The following is a 19,719-nucleotide window of genomic DNA, read 5'->3' as shown; positions in this document are numbered from 1 at the left end:
AGGATCGGGACACGGTCCCGGACACGCCGCCGTCCCCGCTCCCCCCGTATCCGCGCCCCCGTGGCCGCCCCTACACCCGCGGCAGCGTCCTGATCGGCCGTACGGCGAGCAGCGCGGCCACCACGAGGACCGCGATGCCCGCCCCCGTGAGCAGCACCTGGTGCGCGCCGACGGCGGCGGCGACCGGGCCCGACAGGGTGCGGCCGACGCCCATCATCAGGAGGGAGCCGGCCACGTCGTAGGCGTGCATGCGGTTGAGGGCCTCCTGCGGGACGTGGGTCTGGACCGAGGTGGACCACATGACGAGCCAGAAGGCGAAGGCCGCGCCGCCGATGAACTGGCCGGCGCCGAGGAGCGCGACGGGTGCGCCGAGGCCGAGCAGGGCGAGGTTCACGGGGAGGCCGAGGAGGGCGACGGCGCCGGAGGCGAGGGGGCGGCTCGGGCGGAGTCTGAGGGCGAGCAGGCCGCCGACGGCGCTGCCCGCGCCGTTGACGGCCATGAGCACGCCGTACGCGGCCGCGCCGTGGTCCTCGGTGACCAGGCTCGCGGTGAGCGGCACCATGGGTCCGGCGACGGTCAGCCCGTACACCGTCCAGATGGATATGACGCCCCACAGCCAGCTCCGGGACCGGAACTCGCGCCAGCCGCCCGCGAGTTCGGCGCCGAGGGAGTCGCGGCGCGCGGAGTCGGAGGGGAGCGGGGCGATCCGCAGGAGGGTGAGGCAGAGGGCGCTGACCGCGAACGTCACGCCGTTGACGGCGAAGGCCGCTCCCGCGTTCCAGACGGCGACGAGCAGGCCGGCGGCGGCGGGTCCCGCCATGGTCATGAGGGCCTCGACGACGCGCAGGACGGCGTTGGCGCGCTGCACGTCGGGGGCGATGCGGGGGATCGTGGAGGCGACGCCGGGCTGGAAGAGGGCGGCGCCCATGCCGGCGGCGACGGAGAGGGCGTACACCGCCCAGAGCGGCGGGCTGCCGAGGGTGAAGGAGACCGCGAGGACGGCGGCGCCGGGCAGCCGCAGGAGGTCCGCGAGGATCATCATGCGGCGGGCGGTGAACCGGTCCGCGAGGACGCCGCCGAAGAGCACGAAGAGCGCGAAGGCGGCCGTCCAGCCGCCGAGCGCGTACCCGACGGTGGAGCCGGGGTGGCCGGCGCCGAGGAGTCCGGCGGCGAAGGCGACCGGGACCATGCCCTCGCCGAAGACGGCGACCGCGCGGGCGACGAAGAAGAGCCGGAAGTTACGGTTCCAGAGTGCGGGCGGCTCGACCGGGGCGGGAATCCGCTCGGTGGCCTCAGACTTGTACGTGTTGTCCGTCACGGACAAGCAGAACTACCGGAAAGTGGTCTGGACCACCACTCCTTTTCCGCCGCCGCCCGCCGAAGGGAGCACGCCCGTGCCGTCGCAGTCCGGCCCCACCCCCCACCGCGTCGCCGTCCTCGCGCTGCCCGGGCTCCTGCCCTTCGAGCTCGGCATCCCGCACCGGATCTTCGGGCGCGCCAAGGACGCCGTGGGGCGGCACCTGTACGAGATCGTCACCTGCGCGCCGGCCGCGGGAGCCGTGCCCACCGACGCCGACTTCGCCGTGTACGTGGAACACGGGCCGGAGATCCTCGCCACCGCCGACACGGTCGTCGTCCCCGCCTCGTACGAGCTGGGGCCCGTCCACGAGGAGGGCAGGCTCACCGAGGAACTGGCCGCCGCGCTGGCGCACATCAGGCCCGGCACCCGGCTCGTCTCCATCTGCACCGGCGGATACGTGCTCGCCGCCGCCGGGTTCCTCGACGGGCGCCCGGCCACCACCCACTGGTCCTCCGCCGAGCACTTCCAGCGGCTCTTCCCGTCCGTACGGGTCGACGCGGACGTCCTCTTCGTCGACGACGGCGACGTCCTGACGTCGGCGGGCGTCGCCGCCGGGATCGACCTGTGCCTGCACATCGTGCGCCGCGACCACGGCACGGCCGTCGCCAACGACGTCGCCCGCAGGACCGTCGTACCGCCGCACCGCGACGGCGGCCAGGCCCAGTACATCGAGCGCCCGATGCCCGAGGCGGGCACCCACACCACGACCACCGCGCGGGCGTGGGCGCTGGCCCACCTGGACGAGCCGATCCAGCTGCGGGACCTGGCCGAGAAGGAGTCGATGAGCGTGCGGACGTTCACCCGCCGCTTCCGCGACGAGGTCGGCATCAGCCCCGGCCAGTGGCTCACCCAGCAGCGCGTCGAACGCGCCCGGCACCTCCTGGAGTCCACCGGCCTCCCCGTCGACCGCGTCGCCCAGGCCGCCGGCTTCGGCACCGCCCAGTCCCTGCGCGTCCACCTGATGACCGCGATCGGCGTGACCCCGACGGCCTACCGCCGCACCTTCCGCACGGGCGCGGACGCCGTCTGAACGTCCGCCCCGCTCCAGCGCACCGACCGCCGCTCCCCCACCGCACCGACCGCCGTCAGCAGCACCGTCAGCCCCACCCCGCACAGGATCGCCGTCGACGGCGCCACGACCTTGAGCAGCCCGCCCGCGAGGCTGCCGCTGACCGCGTAACCGGCGCCCACCGCCGCGTACATGACCGAGTACCCGGCGGCGAGCGCGGACGGCGGCAGGATCTGCCGGAGCGCCAGGTTCCGGGAAAGGCTCGCGGGGGCCTGGAGCAGCCCCGCGGCCACCAGGGCCACCGCGATGGCGGCGGTCCACGGCAGTACGGCGACGAGCGCGACACCCGCGGCCACCGCGAGGACGAGGACCAGCGACTGGGCCGACAGCGAACCCGGCCAGTGCCCCCGCAGCCCGTACACGAACCCGCCCACCGCCGAGCCGATCGAGAACCCGGCGAGCAGCGGCCCCGCCCAGCCGATGCCGATCCCCCGCTGTTCGAGCAGGGCGGGCAGGATCAGCTCGGCCAGCGCGAGCAGCGTCAGGCCGGCGGCCCCCAGGACGTACACCGGCCAGGCCGCCAGCAGCGCCCGCCGCGTCGACACCCCCTCCTCCCGCGGCCCGGCCGCCCAGCCCGCCGGCAGCAGCCACAGACCGGCCACCGAGACGGCGGCCAGGACGCCCTGGAGGAGCAGCGGCACGCCGGGGCCCACGCCCAGCGCGAGACCGGTCGTCAGCGCCGGCGCCGCCGCCCAGATCGCGAAGGTCAGCACCGACTCCATGCTCATCGCCTGGGTGACCGCCCCCTCGGGGACGAGGCTCGTGAGCAGGGCCCGCAGCCCGCCGGGCACGGCGGCCGGGCCGACGCCCGCGAGCAGCGCGAGCGCGGCGAGCACCGCCGGCGGGGCGCCGGGCGCGAGGCCGAGCCCCGTGAACCCGACGGCTCCGACCGCGAGCCCTACGGCCAGCTGCGGCCTGGCCCGCTCGGCGTTCATCCGCATCCCGAGCACCGGTGCGCCCACGATCTCCCCGAGCACGTACGCCGCCGCGAGCACCGCCCCGAGCGAGTACCCCCCGGGCCGCTCCCGCACCAGGAACACCAGCGCCAGCGGCGCCATCGCGACGGGCAGCCGACCGGTGACCATCACGGCGGACCAGGCGAGGACGGGGCGGGTGGCCAGTTCGCGGTAGGACATGGTCGGGACCGTAACGGCTGCCCGCCCTGGGGCCCAGCGCGTTTCCGGCGGACATGGTCGGGACCGTGACGGCTGCCCGCCCCTGGGGCCCAGCGCGTTTCCGGCGGACATGGTCGGGACCGTGACGGCTGTCCGACCCTGGGGCCCAGCGCGTTTCCGGCGGACCCGTCAGAACGTGAGCACGCCCCTGGCCACCTTCCCCTGCTCCGCGTCCTCCACCGCCCGCTCGAAGTCCTCGACGGGGTAGGTGGCGGTGACGAGCTCGTCGAGGAGGAGGCCGCCCGTCCGGTACAGCTCCGCGTAGAGGGCGATGTCCTTCTGCGGGCGGGAGGAGCCGTAGCGGCAGCCCAGGATCGACTTGTCGAGGAACATGGCGGCGGGCAGGAACGTCGCCTCCGCCTTGGGCGCGGTCATGCCGAGGAGGATCGCCTGGCCGTGGCGGTCGAGCAGGTCGACGGCGGTACGGACGAGGCCGGTGTGCCCGACGCACTCGAAGACGTGGTCGGCGCCGGTGGGCAGGACCTCCCGGACGCCGTCCGCGGAGGCGAGGAAGTGGGTGGCGCCGAACCGCCGTGCCACGGCCTCCTTCTCCGGGTTGGTGTCGACGGCCACGATCGTCAGGGCCCCCGCGAGCCGGGCGCCCTGGAGCACGTTGAGCCCGATCCCGCCGGTGCCGATGACGACGACCGTCTCGCCCCGGCCGACCTTCGCCCGGTTCAGCACCGCCCCGACGCCGGTGAGGACGCCGCACCCCATCAGCGCGGCGGACGTCAGCGGGATGTCCTTGGGGATCCTCACCGCCTGGACCGCCTTGACCACCGTCCGCTCCGCGAACGACGAGTTCGACGCGAACTGGTACACCGGCCTCCCGTCCCACGAGAACGGCTGCCCCGGCATCCCGATCGCCTTCCGGCACATCGTCGGCCGCCCCCGGTCGCAGTCCGCGCACGCCCCGCAGTTCGCCAGCGTGGACAGGGCCACGTGGTCCCCGGGCACGACGTGCGTCACCCCGGCCCCCACGGCCTCCACGACCCCCGCGCCCTCGTGGCCGAGGACCACCGGCGGCGGGAACGGGATCGTCCCGTCCAGCACCGAAAGATCGCTGTGGCAGAGCCCCGCCGCCGCGATCCCGACCAGTACCTCGCCCGGCCCGGGGTCCCGCACCTCCAGGTCGTCGACGACCCGCACCGCCTTCCCGTCGAACACGACGCCCCTCATGACCCGTTCTCCTTTCCGGCGTTGGGACGGTCGCCCGCGGCGGCTCCGGCGTTGGGACGGTCGCCCGCGGCGGCGGCGCGCGCCATCTCCTCCAGCCGGGCGAGCATCGGCATGGGGTCGGTGCCGACGGTCCCGGGAAGGAAGTCGGCGATGCGTTCGGGGGTCCAGGCGGCGCCTTCGGCGTAGCCGGCGCGCAGTTCGCGCGGCTGGGCCCAGACGGCGATCTTGGGGCCGGCGATCGTGTAGACCTGGCCGGTGATCTTCTCGGCGCGGGCGCGCTCGGAGAGGAGGTAGACGACGAGCGCGGCCACGTCCTCGGGCTCGCCGATCTCCTTGAGCTCCATGGGGACGTTGGCGGACATGCGGGTACGGGCGACCGGTGCGACGGCGTTCGCGGTGACGCCGTACTTGTGGAGGCCGAGCGCCGCGGAGCGGACGAGGGAGATGATCCCGCCCTTGGCGGCCGCGTAGTTGGCCTGGGCGACGGATCCCTGGTGGTTGCCGCTGGTGAACCCGATCAGCGTGCCCGTGCCCTGCTTGCGCATGACGGCCGACGCGGCGCGGAAGACGGTGAAGGTGCCTTTGAGGTGGGTGGCGACGACGGGGTCCCACTCCTCCTCGGACATGTTGAAGAGCATCCGTTCGCGGAGGATGCCGGCGACGCAGACGACGCCGTCGACGCGCCCGTACTCGGCGAGGGCGACGTCCACGATCCGCTGCCCGCCCGCCATCGTCGAGATGTCGTCGGCGACGGCCACGGCCGAGCCGCCCGCGGCCTCGATCTCCTTCACGACGGCGAGGGCGATCTCGGAGGTCGGTTCGCCGCCCTCGATCGACACCCCGTAGTCGTTGACGACGACCTTCGCGCCCTCCGCCGCGCACGCGAGGGCGACGGCGCGGCCGATGCCCCGCCCCGCGCCCGTCACCGCGACGACCTTGCCAGCCAAGAAGTTCCCCACGCCCGGCCCCTTCCCGCATTTTCTGACGGTCCGTTAGATTCGTCAGTCGTCAGGATTCTACGGTCCGTCAGATACCGGAAAACAAGACCCCGGAGGCCCCGATGTCTCTCCCCGCCGCATTTCACGAGATCGCCAAGCGCGTCAACAACTGGGGCCGATGGGGCCGGGACGACGAGATCGGCACCCTCAACCTCGTCACGGACGAGGTGGTGCGCGAGGCCGTCGCCACCGTCCGCACCGGCCACCGCGTCCCCCTCGCCGTCGACCTGAAGCAGGACGGCGTGCAGACCGGGATGATCCCCGGCCGGGTGAACCCGCTGCACGTCATGGTCCAGGTCAACCAGGAGCTCTTCGGCCCCGGCACCGTCGCCACCAGCGACGACGCCGTGACCCTGGGCCTCCAGGCCGGCACCCACTGGGACGCCCTGACCCACGCCTCGCACTCGGGCCGCATCTACAACGGCCGGCCCGCCGACACCATCACCCCGCACGGCCGCGCCGAGTTCAGCGGCATCCACACCGCCCGGCACCTCGTGAGCCGCGGGGTCCTCCTGGACGTCGCCGCGGCGAAGGGCGTCGACCGGCTGCCCGGCGACCACGCCGTCACCCCGGAGGACCTCGACGAGGCGGCCGACTTCGGCGGCGTCACGGTCCGGGCCGGCGACATCGTGCTCGTACGGACGGGTCAGATACGGGCGTACCTGGCCGGGGACAAGCACGGATACGCCTTCCCGTCACCGGGCCTCTCGATCCGTACGCCGGAGTGGTTCCACGCCCGGGACGTCGCGGCCGTCGCCAACGACACGCTCACCTTCGAGATCTTCCCGCCGGAGATCGACGACCTGTGGCTGCCCGTGCACGCACTCGACCTGGTCGAGATGGGGATGCTCCAGGGGCAGAACTGGAACCTCGAAGCTCTGTCCACAGCCTGTGCACAAGAACGGCGCTACGCCTTCCTGCTCTCCGCCATGCCGGAACCCTTCGTCGGCGGTACGGGCACGCCGGTGGCACCGGTCGCCATCCTCTGAACCACGAGGCCACGGGCGGCGGCGCACTCGCGCGCGCCCCGAGCACGGCACGGACGCCGCCACCCGACCACGACCCGCACACGCCGAGGGCACACGGCCCTCGGCTCCCCTCGCCACGAATCGCTCACACCAGAGTGGGCAAAACGCCACGAACCGTCAACAGCGCACCCGTCCGTGCGACACCACGGCCTGCCCGTGCGACGGGGCCACCGGGGCCCGGTCCACCTCGCACCAGATGCTCTTGCCGGCGCCCTCCGGCTGCCAGCCCCACCGGTCCGCGAGGCCGTCCACCAGCTCCAGGCCGCGCCCGTTGGTGTCGTCGCCCTGCGCGTGCCGGGGACGCGGCGGGCAGCCGCTCGTGTCGGCGACCTCGACCCGCACCCCGCCCTCCGCCGCGAACAGCATCCGCAGCACCGCCGGGCATCCCGTGTGCACCACGGCGTTGGTCACGAGCTCGGAGATGAGCAGGACCAACGTGTCGGCCAGCGGTTCGTCATCCCCTATGCCCGATCCGGCGAGCCGCGAACGCGCCCACCTCCGGGCTCGCCCCACCTCGGCCGGGTCGGGCCCGACCTCCAACTGCACCTGAAGCACCTGCACCGCTCACACCATCCGAACCGGCGGACAACACACCTTCACGGAACGTGATTCCCTTGTGGGACAGCATGGTTGACGTACAGTCACCGCAACAAGCGCTTCGGGCATATTCCAGCGCGAAGGAGTACGCATGGTCCATACTGTGCGACGCACGCTGCGGGTAGTCGAACGCCGGGCGCGAGCGGCGGGCATTCCCGGACACGGGGCCGCCCCAGGGGCGACACCGGGACGATCCGGGCCGACGAGCACTCGCATCCCACGGAGAGTACCGGAGCCGGAGGCCGACTCCGGGCCGTGACGGTCCCGACGAAGGACACAACCCGGTATCGACATTCCGTCACCTCCCGAACGCGCAGCGCTACAGATGGGCCGCCACCACCTCCTCGGCGCGCGCCGCGGGCAGCCACAGCTGCGCCCGCACCCAGGCCCGCTTGAGGTGCAGGTGCACGTCCGCCTCCCAGGTGAAGCCCATGCCACCGTGCACCTGGAGGCAGTCGCGGGCGTTGCCCGTCGCCGCCCCGTCGGCCAGCAACTTCGCCCCCGCGATCTCGACGGGATCCCCCGTGACCGCGGCCGCCCACACGGCCGCCCGCGCCAGCTCGGTCCGCACGAGCATCCCGGCGCACAGGTGCTTCACCGCCTGGAACCCCCCGATGACCTGCCCGAACTGCTCCCGCTCCCGCGCGTGGGAAACAGCCGCGTCGGTGGTCCGCCCGGCACTGCCGACCTGCTCGGCCGCGGTGAGCAGAGCGGCCACGAGCCGGTCGTCCGTCGACGTGACCTCCCGCACCCGGTGCAGAGGCGTCAGCGGGTCCACCGATCGCACCGGTACGGCGTCTTCCGCGTCCCCCCGCACCACGTCGGCTTCGTCCAGCCAAGGGACCAGGCCCCCGTCCGCCGCGGTGACCACGGCTTCCCCCTCCGCCGCCCCCGGCACCACCCCCGCCGCCAGGTGCGTGGCGACCAGCGGGCCCGGCAGCAGCACCCGGCCGGCCTCCTCGAAGACGAGCACCGCCTCCGGGAGTCCGAGCCCCACCCCGCCCTCCTCCTCCGGCAGCCGCAGCGCGAAGAACCCGGCCGCGCCGAGCTCCCGCCACAACTCCCGGTCGAGGCCCCCGGAGTCCACGGCGGCCCGCAGCGCCTCCCGGTCGAAGCGCCGCGCGAGCAGCTCCCGTACGCCCTTCCGCAGGGCCCGCTGGTCCTCGGTGAGTCGGAAGTCCATGGCGGGGGTCACCGTCCCTTCGGCAGGCCGAGGATGCGCTCGGCGACGATGTTGCGCTGGATCTGGGAGGTGCCGGCGGCGATGGTGTACGAGAGCGAGGACAGCCGGTCGAGGGTCCAGTCGTGCCCGAGGTCCAGCGCGTCCGGGCCCAGGACCGTCGCGGCGGCCTCGTACAGCTCCTGGCGGGCGTGCGAGTAGTGCAGCTTGAAGACGGACCCGCCGGCGCCCGGGACCCCGCCGGTCGCCTGCGCCTCGCTGACGTTCGCCTGGGTGAGCCGCCACAGCGCCTGGAACTCGGCGGAGAGCCTCCCGAGCCGCCGCCGCAGGACGGGGTCGTCCCAGGTGCCGTTCTCCCGTGCCGTACGGGCGAGTTCGCCGAGGAGGCGGCGGCAGGCGACGACTTCCCCGACGAACGCGGTGCCGCGCTCGAAGGAGAGGGTCACCATGGTGACGCGCCAGCCGTCGTTCTCGTCCCCCACCCGGTTGCCGACGGGTATCCGCACCTCGTCGAGGAACATCTCGGCGAACTCGGTGGATCCGGCGAGGGTCCGCAGCGGCCGTACGGTGACGCCGGGCGCGTCCATGGGCATGGCGAGCCAGCTGATGCCCCGGTGCTTGGGGGCCGCCGGGTCGGTGCGCACGAGGAGTTCGCACCAGTCGGCGACCTCGGCGTGCGAGGTCCAGATCTTCTGCCCGCTGACGACGTACTCGTCGCCGTCCCGGACCGCCCGCGTGCGGAGCGAGGCCAGGTCGGAGCCGGCGTCGGGCTCGCTGAAGCCCTGGCACCAGACCTCGTCGCCGCGCAGGACCGGCGGCAGCCAGCGGTCCCGCTGGGCGGCCGTGCCCTCGGCGGCGATCGTCGGGCCGGCGTGGAGCAGCCCGACGAAGTTGGCGCCGACGTAGGGCGCTCCGGCGAGCTCGGTCTCCTCCAGGAAGATCAGCCGGTGGGTCGGTGACGCGTCCCAGTGGACGTCGGCGTATCCGGCGTCGTGGAGCCTGCGCTGCCAGCCGCAGTCGTACGCGCGCCGGGCCGGCCAGTCGAGCGGGTCGGGCCTCGGCGGCAACGTGGGCAGGACGACCGCGAGCCATGCCCTCAGCCGAGCCCGGAACTCCTCCTCCTCCGCGCTGTACGCGAGGTCCATCAGACGACGCCCCGGACGCCCCGGTCGAAGTCCAGGTCGAGCATGCGGATGGCGTTGCCGCGCATGAGTTTGTAGACCGTCTCGTCGTCGAGGCCCTGGACGTGGTCGAGGGCGACCGCCTTGGTGTGCGGGAAGGTCGAGTCGACGTGCGGGTAGTCGGTCTCGAAGGTGGCGTTGTCGCGGCCGACGACGTCGAGCGAGGCGATGCCGTGCTTGTCGCGGAAGAAGCAGCAGAAGATCTGCCGGTAGTAGTACGTGGACGGCGGCTCGGGGACGAGGTCCCTCACGCCACCCCAGGCGCGGTGCTCCTCCCACACGTCGTCGGCGCGTTCGAGGGCGTACGGGATCCAGCCCATCTGGCCCTCGCTGTAGGCGAGCTTCAGCCGCGGGAACTTCACCAGCACCCCGCTGAAGAGGAAGTCCATCATCGAGGCCATGGCGTTGTTGAAGCTGAGGCTGGCCTGGACGGCGGGCGGGGCGTCGGGGGAAGCGGCGGGCATCTGGCTGCTGGAGCCGATGTGCATGTTGACGACCGTGCCGGTCTCCTGGCAGACGGCGAAGAAGGGGTCCCAGTAGCCGGAGTGGATGGAGGGGAGTCCGAGGTGGGTGGGGATCTCGGAGAAGGTGACGGCCTTGACGCCGCGGGCGGCGTTGCGCCGGATCTCGGCGACGGCGAGGTCGATGTCCCACAGCGGGATGATGCAGAGCGGGATCAGCCGGCCCCCGCTGTCCCCGCACCATTCCTCGACCATCCAGTCGTTGTAGGCGCGGACGCAGGCGAGGGCGACCTCCTTGTCGTGCGCCTCGGCGAAGGTCTGGCCGCAGAAGCGGGGGAAGGTGGGGAAGCAGAGGGAGGCCTCGACGTGGTTGAGGTCCATGTCCTTCAGGCGAGCGGCCGGGTCCCAGCAGCCGCGGCGCATCTCCTCCCTGGTGATGCCCTCCAGCGTCATGTCGTCGCGGTCGAAGCCGACGGCGGCGATGTTGCGCTTGTACGGGAACTTGAGGTCCTCGTAGATCCACCAGTCGGTGGGCGGGCCTTCCGGGTCCATCGTGATCTGGTACTTGCCGGCGACGTAGGCGAGCTCGCCGATGCCGGCGGTGAGCGGCCGGGGGCCGCGGTCGCGGTACTTCTTCGGGAGCCAGGTCTCGAAGAGGTGGGCCGGCTCGATCACGTGGTCGTCGACGCTGATGATGCGGGGCAGTTCCGTCATGGAGCCTCTCCCGGATTGGGCGGACCGCTCCCGGCCCGTTTCTGATGACCCGTCAGATCTGACGGGATCAGGCTAGCCCCGCACCCCTGGACCGACAAGCGTCGGACCTCTACGCTCACCGGACTATCTGACGGAACGTCAGCCAAGAGGAGTACGGGATGAACGAGACCGCACACGCCCTGGGCGAGTCCCGCACGCTCTGGGAGCTCGTCGAACGCCGCGCCGCACTCACTCCCGACCGGCCCGTCCTGCTCCAGGGCGACCGCGTCCTCACCTTCGGCGGTCTGCGCGACCGGGCCGAGCGGTGCGCCGCCGGACTGTACGAGAAGGGCGTGCGGCCCGGGACGGTCGTCGCCTGGCAGCTGCCCACCCGCATCGAGACGGCGGTGCTCTCCTTCGCGCTCGCCCGCATCGGAGCCGTACAGACGCCGGTGATCCCCTTCTACCGGGACAAGGAGGTCGGCTTCGCCCTGCGCGCGTCACGCGCCGAACACTTCGCCGTCCCCGGAGTCTGGCGCGGATTCGACCACACGGAGATGGCCCGGCGACTCGGCGCGCACGGGATCCTCGAAGCCTACGAGGACCTCCCGGACGGCGACCCGGCCGTCCTGCCCCCACCGCCCTCGTCGGGGACCGACGTCCGCTGGATCTACTGGACCTCCGGCACCACCTCCGACCCCAAGGGCGTCCTCCACACCGACCGCTCGCTCCTCGCCGGCGGCTCCTGCCTCGCCCACGCCCTCGAGCTCACCGACACGGACGTCGGCTCGATGGCCTTCCCCTACGCGCACATCGCCGGACCCGACTACACGGTGATGCTGCTCCTCTACGGGTTCCCCGCCGTCATGTTCGAACAGTTCGCGCTGCCCGACGCCCTCGACGAGTACAACCGGCACGGCGTGACCGTCGCCGGCGGCTCCACCGCCTTCTACTCCATGTTCCTCGCCGAACAGCGCAAGCAGCCCGACAAGCCCGTCATCCCCACCCTCCGGCTGCTCGCGGGCGGCGGCGCGCCCAAACCGCCCGAGATCTACCACGCCGTACGGAAGGAACTCGGCTGCCAGCTCACCCACGGATACGGCATGACCGAGGTCCCCATGATCACCATGGGCGCGCCCGACGACACCGCCGAGAACCTCGCCACCACCGAGGGCCGCCCGCCCGCCGGCATGGAGATCCGCATCACCGGCGACGGCGAGGTCCGGCTCCGCGGCGAAGCCGTCTGCCGCGGCTACCTGGACCCGGCGCAGACGGCCGCCGCCTTCGACGAGGACGGCTTCCTCATCACCGGCGACGTCGGGCACCTCACCCCGACCGGCCACCTCGTCCTCACCGGCCGGATCAAGGACATCATCATCCGGAAGGGAGAGAACATCTCGGCCAAGGAGATCGAGGACCTCCTCCACCGCCACCCGGACGTCGGCGACGCGGCCGTCATAGGCCTCCCCGACGCCGAACGCGGCGAACGCGTCTGCGCCGTCGTCGAGCAGCCCCCGGGCGCCGCCCCGCTGACCCTGCCCGCGGTGACGGCCTTCCTGCGGGAGGCCGGCCTCTCCGTCCACAAACTGCCGGAACAGCTGGAACTGATGGACGCGCTCCCCCGCAACGAGACCCTGCGCAAGGTGCTCAAGTACCGGCTCAGAGAACGCTTTGGCCCGGCACCCCGGTGAGCGCCTCCGGCACGTCCTCGTACACCTCGAAGAGGCGCCGCACACCGAGCGCGGACAGCACCCGGTCGACGTGACCGTGACCGTCCCCGGCCCACTCCTCCCCCAGCCCGTCCTTCCCGGCGCGCCCGGGGAGGATCAGGCGCAGCCGGCCGCCGCACGAGCGGAGCAGGCGGCGGGCCGCGATGAGGACGCCGACACCGCTCGAGTCGCAGAACCGCACCCCCGACAGGTCGACCACCAGGTCGTGCCGGCCGCCCGCCACGGCGTCGTGGACGCTGCGGCGTATCCGGGGGGAGGTGACCAGGTCCAGTTCTCCCCGGACCCGCAGAACAGTCCAGGAGCCGTACACGTCCTCGTCGACCTCGATCGCTGTCACGGTCGCCGCCTGCCCCACCGGCACGGGCCGAAACCCCGGGAGCCGGGGATGACGCGTTCCTTACCATCCACACCGGCGTCAAGGGCGCACTTGCGGCAAACAGGCGTACGCCGGCCGTGCCGCGCACTACTTTGGACGGGGAAGGACGGGACCGGAGACCGGGAGGGGCGGAGGGCCGGATGGCGACGGACACACCACTGCGCTGGGACCGCAAGATGCAGCAGCGGCTCGCGCGCGGGGAGGCCGCCGCGCTCGGCGAGCTCTACGACCGCTTCGCCGCCCTGGTGCACAACCTCGCCCACCGCGTCCTCGACGACGACGACGCCGCCGACCAGGTCACCCGCGAGGTCTTCGGCTACATCTGGGAGAACCCCGACGCCTACGACCCCAAGCAGGGCAACATGCGCTCCTGGGTCGCCCGGCTCACCCAACGACAGGCCGTCCACCGGCTGCGGCAGGCCGAAGCCACGGCGTACGCGGAGACGGGACTCGGCTCCGCCGAGGAACTCGAACAGAAAGTCCGCCGGGCCAACGTCGCGGCCCGCGCCGACTACATCGTGACCTCCATGCCGGCCCCACTGCGGGCCGCCCTCGAACTCGCCTACTTCCAGCGGCGCGACTACCGCCAGACCGCCGCCGACCTCGGCGTCACCGACGACGAGGCCCGCCGACGCCTCCGCCTCGGCCTCCAACTGCTCTCCACCGCCAACACCCGCCCCCACGGCGGCTCCTCCCCACCCGGCTACGGACCTGCGCTGTGAGCGACGCGACCGGCGACTCGGCCGACCCCGCCCGCACCCCCTGGATACCCGCCCCCCGACAGGCCGCCGACGACCACGCCGACCTCGACACACCCCCGCCCGCGTGGCCGAGCACACCCGAACGCGACGCGGACGAGCCCGAGCGACACGGGGTCGAGGCCGGGGCCGGGCCCGGGGCCGAGCCTGGGCTTGGGCCTGAGAGCTATGGGGGCGAGCCAGAGCCCGAGGTGCCCGTCCTGAGCCACGCGGTGCTCAAGTCCCTCCTCGGGGCGTGGGCGCTCTCGGCGTGCTCCGGCGGCGAGACCAGGGCCGTCGAGGACCACCTCACCGCGTGCGCGCCCTGCGCCGACGAGGCACTGCGGCTCCGCGACGCGGTCGCGCTGCTCCACGAGGACCGCGACCTCGACCTCGACCCGCTGCTCCGCTCCCGGGTCCTGGAGAACTGCCTCGGCCGCCGGCCCGCCCGCATCCCCGTCCCCGCCTGGGTCACCCCGTACGACGCCGAGACCGCCCGCCTCGACGCGCTCCTCCGGGACATCGGCGAGTCCGAGTGGCACGCGCCGGTACGGCTCAAGTGGTACGAGGAGAACCGCGTCGTGCGCCGCAAGGCCACCGTCGCCGGTGTCATCGGCCACCTCCTCGCCGTCGACGGCCTGGTGACGGCCGCGCTGGGCCTGGACGACCCGCTCGGCACCGGCGTGCCCGAACTGTCGCCGGCCGAACGCACCGAGGCGTTCTGGTCGGGGCTCGACCGGCCGCCGAACCGGGCGCTGCGCGACCCCTGGCGTGAGCAGAGCCACACCCTGATCCGCACGGTCTCCTTCGCGGGGCGGGGCGTCGCCGACCTCACCGTCACGTACAAGGACTTCGCGCTGCCGCTGCGCGACTCGCTCCTGGAGCGGGCCTTCGAGTGCTGGGTCCACGCGGACGACATCGCCAACGCGATCGCCTACCCGTACGCCCCGCCCAGCGGCGCCCACCTCCACGGCATGATCGACCTCGCCGCCCGGCTCCTCCCCGCGGCCCTCGCCGCCCGCCGCCGCACCGGCCTCGCCTCGCCGGCCCGCCACCTCGTCGCCGCGGGCACGCCCGGCCGTTCCCTCCACCTCGAAGTCGAGGGCGCCGGCGGTGGCCACTGGTACATCCCCCTCGACTCCCCCGCCGCCATCGGCTCCCCCGACCAAGCCGTCGCCCAGGTCGCCATGGACGGCGTCGAGTTCTGCCAGCTCGTCGCCGGCCACATCTCCCCCGACGAAGCCGCGGCCGGCCAAGACGGCGACCGCGAAGCCATCCGCGACGTCCTCTCCGCCGCCGCCTCCCTCAGCCGCCTCTAACCCCACCCACCACCCGCCGCCCGCCGCCCGTCGCCCGCCGCCCGTCGCGGACAACCCAGCCGTGCCGCCCCTCGTCGTGGGCAACGTCCCGCTGGGGGCGGTGCCGACCCGGGCCCGGGGCGGTCAGGCGAAGACGACGGTGCGGCGGCCGTTGAGGAGGATGCGGCGTTCGGCGTGCCATTTGACGGCGCGGGCGAGCGCCTGGCATTCGACGTCGCGCCCGACGGCGACGAGCTGGTCGGGAGTGACTTCGTGGCCGACGCGCTCGACTTCCTGCTCGATGATCGGGCCTTCGTCGAGGTCGGCGGTGACGTAGTGCGCGGTGGCACCGATGAGCTTGACGCCGCGGGCGTGGGCCTGGTGGTACGGCTTGGCGCCCTTGAAGCTGGGGAGGAAGGAGTGGTGGATGTTGATGATCCGGCCGGACAGCTGCTTGCAGAGGTCGTCGGAGAGCACCTGCATGTAGCGGGCGAGGACGACGAGCTCGACGTTCTGTTCGCGGACGAGTTCGAGGAGCTCGGCTTCGGCGGCGGCCTTGGTGTCCTTGGTGACGGGGATGTGCCGGAAGGGCAGCCCGTAGGAGCCGACGAGTTCCTCGAAGTCGGTGTGGTTGGAGACGACGGCGACGATCTCGACGGGCAGCGCGCCGATGCGGGAGCGGAACAGCAGGTCGTTCAGGCAGTGCCCGAACTTGGAGACCATGAGCACGACCCGCATGGGCTGGTCGGCGCGGTTGATCTGCCAGTCCATCTCGTAGGCGTCGCCGACCGCCGCGAAGCTGGCCCGCAGCTTGTCCACGTTCACCGGCGCCTCGGCGGAGAAGTGGACGCGCATGAAGAAGAGCCCTGTGTCCCGGTCTCCGAACTGCTGGCTGTCCTCGATGTTGCACCCGGTGATGAAGAGGTAGCTCGACACGGCGTGCACGATGCCCTGCTTGTCGGGGCACGAGAGGGTGAGGACGTACTGATCGGTCATTCCGGCAGCCTGCCACACCGGGGTGCGCCGGGTGACCCGGTGTCCGTCAGGCGGAACGGTTCGCGGACGGTTCGCGAGCACCGCGCGGGCGGTGCGCGAGCCGGGGCGCGAGCGGTGCGCGAGCCGGACGGCAGCGGGTCAGGAGCGGGTCATGATGCGGAGGACGTCGAGGGTGCGCGGGGGCGCGTCGGGGTCCTCGCCGTCGGCCTGTGCCATCCGTACGTGTGCCTCGCGGGCGGCGCGTACGGCTTCGGGCCAGCCGTGGTGTTCGAGGTAGGCGGAGACGGGGGCGTCGGGGCCGACCTGGTGCATGATCCGGAGGACCCGGAGGACGGCGACGTCGACGAGGGCGGCCTCGCCGGTGTCCCGGAAGACGGCGCCGACGTATTTCTCGGCGGACCAGTTGTCGAGCCAGGTGTCCTCGACCAGGCGGTAGACGGCGTCGGTGACGTCGCCGTACCCGTCGAGGCCGGCCAGCCAGGTCGTCTCGTGGAACCCGGGGTCGGAGAGCATGTGCAGCGCCGAGCGCACGTTGATGCGCCAGCGCCACCACGGCATGTCGTTGAGCGGCATGTCGCCCATGGTGGAGGAGCGACGGCCGCGACGGGAAGAGTTAACCGAACCGGAGACTGGACTGGACACGTTTCGATCGTACGTTCCCTTGCGGCATAAGCGGACTCACCCCCTCCTCATTCCGGCCTGACCCCCGTAATTCACCTTCACGTCACCCATCGTTGAACCGTGCTCACTCCCGCGTTACCCGTGAGGCGGAAATGTGCATGCCCATGACCGGTAGGCGACTGACCTCACTCCTCGCGTACGTCACGACCGCGGCGACCGGAGCGTCGCTGCTCACCGGGTGCGGCGTGCTCCCTGGGGCCACGGGGGGCTCCAGGGAGCCCCTCACGGTGATGACCTGGGCTCCCGACCAGACCCGAGCGACCAACATGCCCGGAATGCCCGCCATGGCGCAGGCCTACGCCCGGTGGGTCAACTCCCAGGGCGGCCTCGACGGCCACGAACTCAGGGTCCTCACCTGCAACGAACAGAACACCTCCGCCGGCGCCGCCGACTGCGCCCGCCGGGCCGTCCGCGAGAACGCGGTCGCGGTCGTCGGCTCGTACAGCCAGAACGGCCGCGCCTTCATGGCCCCCCTCGAGGCCGCCGGCATCCCGTACATCGGCGGCTACGGCATCTCCGAGGACGAGTTCACCAGCCCGCTCTCGTACCCCGTCAACGGCGGTCAGGCCTCCCTGATCGCCGGGCACGGCATGCAGCTCGCCGAGTCGTGCCGGAAGGTCTCGCTCGTCCGGCCCGACACCATCGCCGGGGACAAGCTGCCCGGGCTCCTCAACTCCGGCCTCCGCAAGGCCAGTCACCGCAGCGCGGTCGACATCCCGGCCATGGAGGACGCCGCCGAGTACTCGCAGCAGGCGGACCGGGCCCGTACCAAGGCCGGCCACGAGGACGGCTGCGTCACCGCCGTGCTCGGCGAGCGCACCCAGACCTTCTTCGACTCCTTCCGCCGCCTGCCGGACGGCGGGCGGCGCGACGACGCGAAGGGCGGGGACGAGGCCGCCGTCCGCATCTCGTCGGTCCTCGGCAGCGTCGGCCAGCCCGTGATCGACCGCACCGGCGGCGCCCACAGCCCCTTCGAGGGCGCGTACGTCACCGGCTGGTACCCGGAAGCCTCCGACAAGAGCTGGGCGCCGATGCGCAAGGTCATCCAGGAGCACGCGTTCGCCGACAACCGGGTCGACCCGGCCGACGCCGGCGTCCAGACCACCTGGATCGCCTACACGGTCCTCAGGGAGGTCGTCGAGGGCCTCGACACGGACACGGTCACGGCCGCGAAGATCAGCCACGCCCTCGACCGGGGCGCGCGCATCGACACCGGCGGCCTGACGCCCGTCCTGCGCTGGAAGTACGAGGACCTGCTCGGCGCCCCCGGCTTCCCCCGGATCGTCAACCACGAGGTGACGTTCCAGGTGGTCCGCCAGGGACGCCTCGTGGCGCAGAAGCCCGGCTTCGTCGACGTCGGCGAGACCGTCCTCAGCGCCCCCTGAGCCGCCGAGCCCCTACAGCTGCGAGTAGGTCCGCTTCTCCAGTCCGTACTTCGCGGCGGTCGGGTTCCACAGCCCGGCCGCCTTCTTCTTGGCGGTGGTGGCCTCGCCGCTCTTGGCGTTCGCCGCGACCAGCTGGTCGGTCGAGCGGGCCTTGCCGCCCTTGCAGGCCTTCTTGGACTTCATCTGGTCGGCCCAGGCCGCGTAGTGGTCGTCGGCCGACGCCGACGCCTGCCAGGCCTTGGTGAGGGCCGCCGTCAGCGCGGTGTTGTCCGGGATCTGGTCGACCGAGAGCGACTGGAGCTTGGTCACCAGGCCGCGGCGCTGCTCGGCGGCTCCCCGCAGGTCGGTGGCAGCCTTGTCGAGGTTCTTGCACTGCTTGATGGACTCGACGGAGCCGATCACCGTGTCGCGGCTGCTGCTGCTGGTCGCGAGGAGACTGCTCAGTTCCCGCGCCTGCGCCTCCGCCGGATCGGCCGGCTTCTCCGCGGGCGCTCCGGTGGAGGGCGCGGCGGAGGTCGCCGCCACGTTCTGGCCGCCCCCCTTGGGGTCCTTCTCCTCGTCCCCGCCACTGAGCAGCGCGCCCGCGCCGAGGCCGACGACCGCGCAGCCGATGACGACGGCGGCGATCAGCGCGACCGGCGACTTGCGGCGCGGCGCGGGCTCGTCGTCGTAGTAGGCGTCCTCGTAGCCGTACTGCTGGGACTGCGGCGGCTGCGGAGGCTGGAAGCCCTGCTGCGGGGGCTGCTGCTGGTAGGCGGGCGGGGCCGGCTGCTGCTGGTAGCCCTGGGTCGGCTGGGGGTGCTGCGGCGCCCTGGGCGCCTGCGGCGCTTCGGTGCGGAAGAGGCTGTCGAACTCCGCGGGAGGCTGCCGCTCACCGGACCCCTGCCCCGGTACGGGGGCGATGAACCGGGTCGCGTCCGACGCCCCCGCGGGCCCACCGCCCTGCCCGGCGCCCTGCTGCGGGAGCGGGCCCGTGCCGAGGAACTGGGTCGCCGAGCCCGCGCCCTGCTGCGGCGGCACCGGGGCGATGAACTGCGTGGCCTGCATGTCGCCGGCGGCCTGCGCGGCCGGCGGCGGGTACCCGTAGCCGGGCTGCTGCGCCTGCACCGGCGGCATCGCGCCCGGGACCGGCGCGATGTGCTGGGTCGCCTGCATGTCGCCGGCGGCCGGGCCGCCGGGGTGCGGGTAGCCGTACCCGGGCTGCGCCTGCGCCTGCTGCGGGAAGGGCTGGGGAGCCTGCGGCGTCTGGGACGCCTGCTGCGTGTGGGACCCCTGCTGCGTCTGGGACCCCTGCTGCGGCGGGATCGGCGAAAGGTACTGCGTCGACTGCATGTCCGCGGCACCCGGCGCCGCCTCCGGGGGCAGTGGCTGCGCGGGCGGCAGCGGCTGCCCGCCCGGCTGACCGCCGGCGGGACCCCAGGCGCCGCCCCACGGCTGCGTTCCCCCGTGGGCACCGTCGTGCGCGGGGGGCACCGCCGGGTACTGCGGCTCCGGACCCTGTCCGTTCTGCGTCACCGGGACTCCTACTGATAAACCTATGGAATCGTCGGCTCACGCTACCGGGTGCGCCCGGGCCTCCGCACACACGTGTGAGC

General features: G+C 73.0%; 18 protein-coding genes. 6 read left to right on the top strand and 12 right to left on the bottom strand.

Annotated features, from left to right (window positions below):
- Positions 1-70: 70 nt before the first annotated feature.
- Positions 71-1,324, bottom strand: coding sequence for an MFS transporter (locus MRBLMG1_RS31550; protein WP_414721687.1), 1,254 nt, complete (start codon positions 1,322-1,324; stop codon positions 71-73).
- 70 nt (positions 1,325-1,394) lie between these two features.
- On the opposite strand from MRBLMG1_RS31550, the gene MRBLMG1_RS31545 reads away from it, so the two are divergent.
- The gene (locus MRBLMG1_RS31545) at positions 1,395-2,390 is read left to right on the top strand and encodes a GlxA family transcriptional regulator (RefSeq protein ID WP_367827581.1); all 996 of its coding nucleotides are present in this window, start codon (positions 1,395-1,397) and stop codon (positions 2,388-2,390) included.
- Here the strand turns inward: MRBLMG1_RS31545 and MRBLMG1_RS31540 are convergent.
- The 3 genes from MRBLMG1_RS31540 to MRBLMG1_RS31530 form a co-directional block, all read right to left on the bottom strand.
- Positions 2,351-3,565, bottom strand: a complete 1,215-nt coding sequence (locus tag MRBLMG1_RS31540; protein ID WP_367827580.1) for an MFS transporter — start codon at positions 3,563-3,565, stop codon at positions 2,351-2,353. The genes MRBLMG1_RS31545 and MRBLMG1_RS31540 overlap by 40 nt on opposite strands.
- A gap of 168 nt (positions 3,566-3,733) precedes the next feature.
- A complete protein-coding gene (locus MRBLMG1_RS31535; protein WP_367827579.1) occupies positions 3,734-4,783 on the bottom strand; it encodes a Zn-dependent alcohol dehydrogenase in 1,050 nt (349 codons plus the stop codon).
- Positions 4,780-5,742, bottom strand: a complete 963-nt coding sequence (locus MRBLMG1_RS31530) for an SDR family oxidoreductase (RefSeq protein WP_367827578.1) — start codon at positions 5,740-5,742, stop codon at positions 4,780-4,782. Before MRBLMG1_RS31530 ends, MRBLMG1_RS31535 begins: the two co-directional genes overlap by 4 nt.
- Positions 5,743-5,843: 101 nt before the next feature.
- Here MRBLMG1_RS31530 and MRBLMG1_RS31525 point away from each other — a divergent pair, with 101 nt between their 5' ends.
- The gene (locus tag MRBLMG1_RS31525; RefSeq protein ID WP_367827577.1) at positions 5,844-6,770 is read left to right on the top strand and encodes a cyclase family protein; all 927 of its coding nucleotides are present in this window, start codon (positions 5,844-5,846) and stop codon (positions 6,768-6,770) included.
- A 156-nt stretch (positions 6,771-6,926) separates the two neighbouring features.
- On the opposite strand, the gene MRBLMG1_RS31520 is transcribed toward MRBLMG1_RS31525, so the two are convergent.
- The 4 genes from MRBLMG1_RS31520 to MRBLMG1_RS31505 all read right to left on the bottom strand — a co-directional run bounded on the left by MRBLMG1_RS31520 (position 6,927) and on the right by MRBLMG1_RS31505 (position 10,942).
- A complete protein-coding gene (locus MRBLMG1_RS31520) occupies positions 6,927-7,370 on the bottom strand; it encodes an ATP-binding protein (RefSeq protein ID WP_367827576.1) in 444 nt (147 codons plus the stop codon).
- Positions 7,371-7,725: 355 nt separating this feature from the next.
- The gene (locus MRBLMG1_RS31515) at positions 7,726-8,589 is read right to left on the bottom strand and encodes an acyl-CoA dehydrogenase family protein (protein WP_367827575.1); all 864 of its coding nucleotides are present in this window, start codon (positions 8,587-8,589) and stop codon (positions 7,726-7,728) included.
- A gap of 8 nt (positions 8,590-8,597) precedes the next feature.
- Positions 8,598-9,731, bottom strand: a complete 1,134-nt coding sequence (locus MRBLMG1_RS31510; RefSeq protein ID WP_367827574.1) for an acyl-CoA dehydrogenase family protein — start codon at positions 9,729-9,731, stop codon at positions 8,598-8,600.
- A complete protein-coding gene (locus MRBLMG1_RS31505; protein WP_367827573.1) occupies positions 9,731-10,942 on the bottom strand; it encodes an amidohydrolase family protein in 1,212 nt (403 codons plus the stop codon). Before MRBLMG1_RS31505 ends, MRBLMG1_RS31510 begins: the two co-directional genes overlap by 1 nt.
- A gap of 158 nt (positions 10,943-11,100) precedes the next feature.
- On the opposite strand from MRBLMG1_RS31505, the gene MRBLMG1_RS31500 reads away from it, so the two are divergent.
- The gene (locus MRBLMG1_RS31500; protein WP_367827572.1) at positions 11,101-12,612 is read left to right on the top strand and encodes a class I adenylate-forming enzyme family protein; all 1,512 of its coding nucleotides are present in this window, start codon (positions 11,101-11,103) and stop codon (positions 12,610-12,612) included.
- Here MRBLMG1_RS31500 and MRBLMG1_RS31495 read toward each other — a convergent pair.
- Complete coding sequence (locus tag MRBLMG1_RS31495; protein ID WP_367827571.1) at positions 12,581-12,988, bottom strand: STAS domain-containing protein; 408 nt, start codon at positions 12,986-12,988, stop codon at positions 12,581-12,583. The genes MRBLMG1_RS31500 and MRBLMG1_RS31495 overlap by 32 nt on opposite strands.
- A gap of 179 nt (positions 12,989-13,167) precedes the next feature.
- On the opposite strand from MRBLMG1_RS31495, the gene MRBLMG1_RS31490 reads away from it, so the two are divergent.
- Positions 13,168-13,749, top strand: a complete 582-nt coding sequence (locus MRBLMG1_RS31490; RefSeq protein ID WP_367827570.1) for a sigma-70 family RNA polymerase sigma factor — start codon at positions 13,168-13,170, stop codon at positions 13,747-13,749.
- Complete coding sequence (locus tag MRBLMG1_RS31485) at positions 13,746-15,083, top strand: maleylpyruvate isomerase N-terminal domain-containing protein (RefSeq protein WP_367827569.1); 1,338 nt, start codon at positions 13,746-13,748, stop codon at positions 15,081-15,083. The genes MRBLMG1_RS31490 and MRBLMG1_RS31485 overlap by 4 nt, the downstream gene beginning before the upstream one ends.
- Before the next feature lie 123 nt (positions 15,084-15,206).
- Here MRBLMG1_RS31485 and purU read toward each other — a convergent pair whose 3' ends face one another.
- Together purU and MRBLMG1_RS31475 are read right to left on the bottom strand one after the other, a co-directional pair.
- Positions 15,207-16,058, bottom strand: a complete 852-nt coding sequence (gene purU, locus MRBLMG1_RS31480) for a formyltetrahydrofolate deformylase (protein ID WP_367827568.1) — start codon at positions 16,056-16,058, stop codon at positions 15,207-15,209.
- Positions 16,059-16,196: 138 nt separating this feature from the next.
- The gene (locus MRBLMG1_RS31475) at positions 16,197-16,640 is read right to left on the bottom strand and encodes an SCO4402 family protein (protein ID WP_367827567.1); all 444 of its coding nucleotides are present in this window, start codon (positions 16,638-16,640) and stop codon (positions 16,197-16,199) included.
- Between the two features lie 203 nt (positions 16,641-16,843).
- Between MRBLMG1_RS31475 and MRBLMG1_RS31470 the strand changes: the two genes are divergently transcribed.
- On the top strand, positions 16,844-18,124 hold the full coding sequence (locus tag MRBLMG1_RS31470) for an ABC transporter substrate-binding protein (protein ID WP_367827566.1): 1,281 nt from the start codon (positions 16,844-16,846) through the stop codon (positions 18,122-18,124).
- A gap of 12 nt (positions 18,125-18,136) precedes the next feature.
- Here MRBLMG1_RS31470 and MRBLMG1_RS31465 read toward each other — a convergent pair whose 3' ends face one another.
- A complete protein-coding gene (locus MRBLMG1_RS31465; RefSeq protein ID WP_367827565.1) occupies positions 18,137-19,639 on the bottom strand; it encodes a hypothetical protein in 1,503 nt (500 codons plus the stop codon).
- Positions 19,640-19,719: the final 80 nt, after the last annotated feature.

The organism is Streptomyces sp. LMG1-1-1.1 (genome assembly GCF_040815545.1).
Taxonomy (GTDB): Bacteria; Actinomycetota; Actinomycetes; order Streptomycetales; family Streptomycetaceae; genus Streptomyces.
Note: the sequence above shows the minus strand (reverse complement) of the source record. Positions and strands in the feature narration are given on the sequence as shown.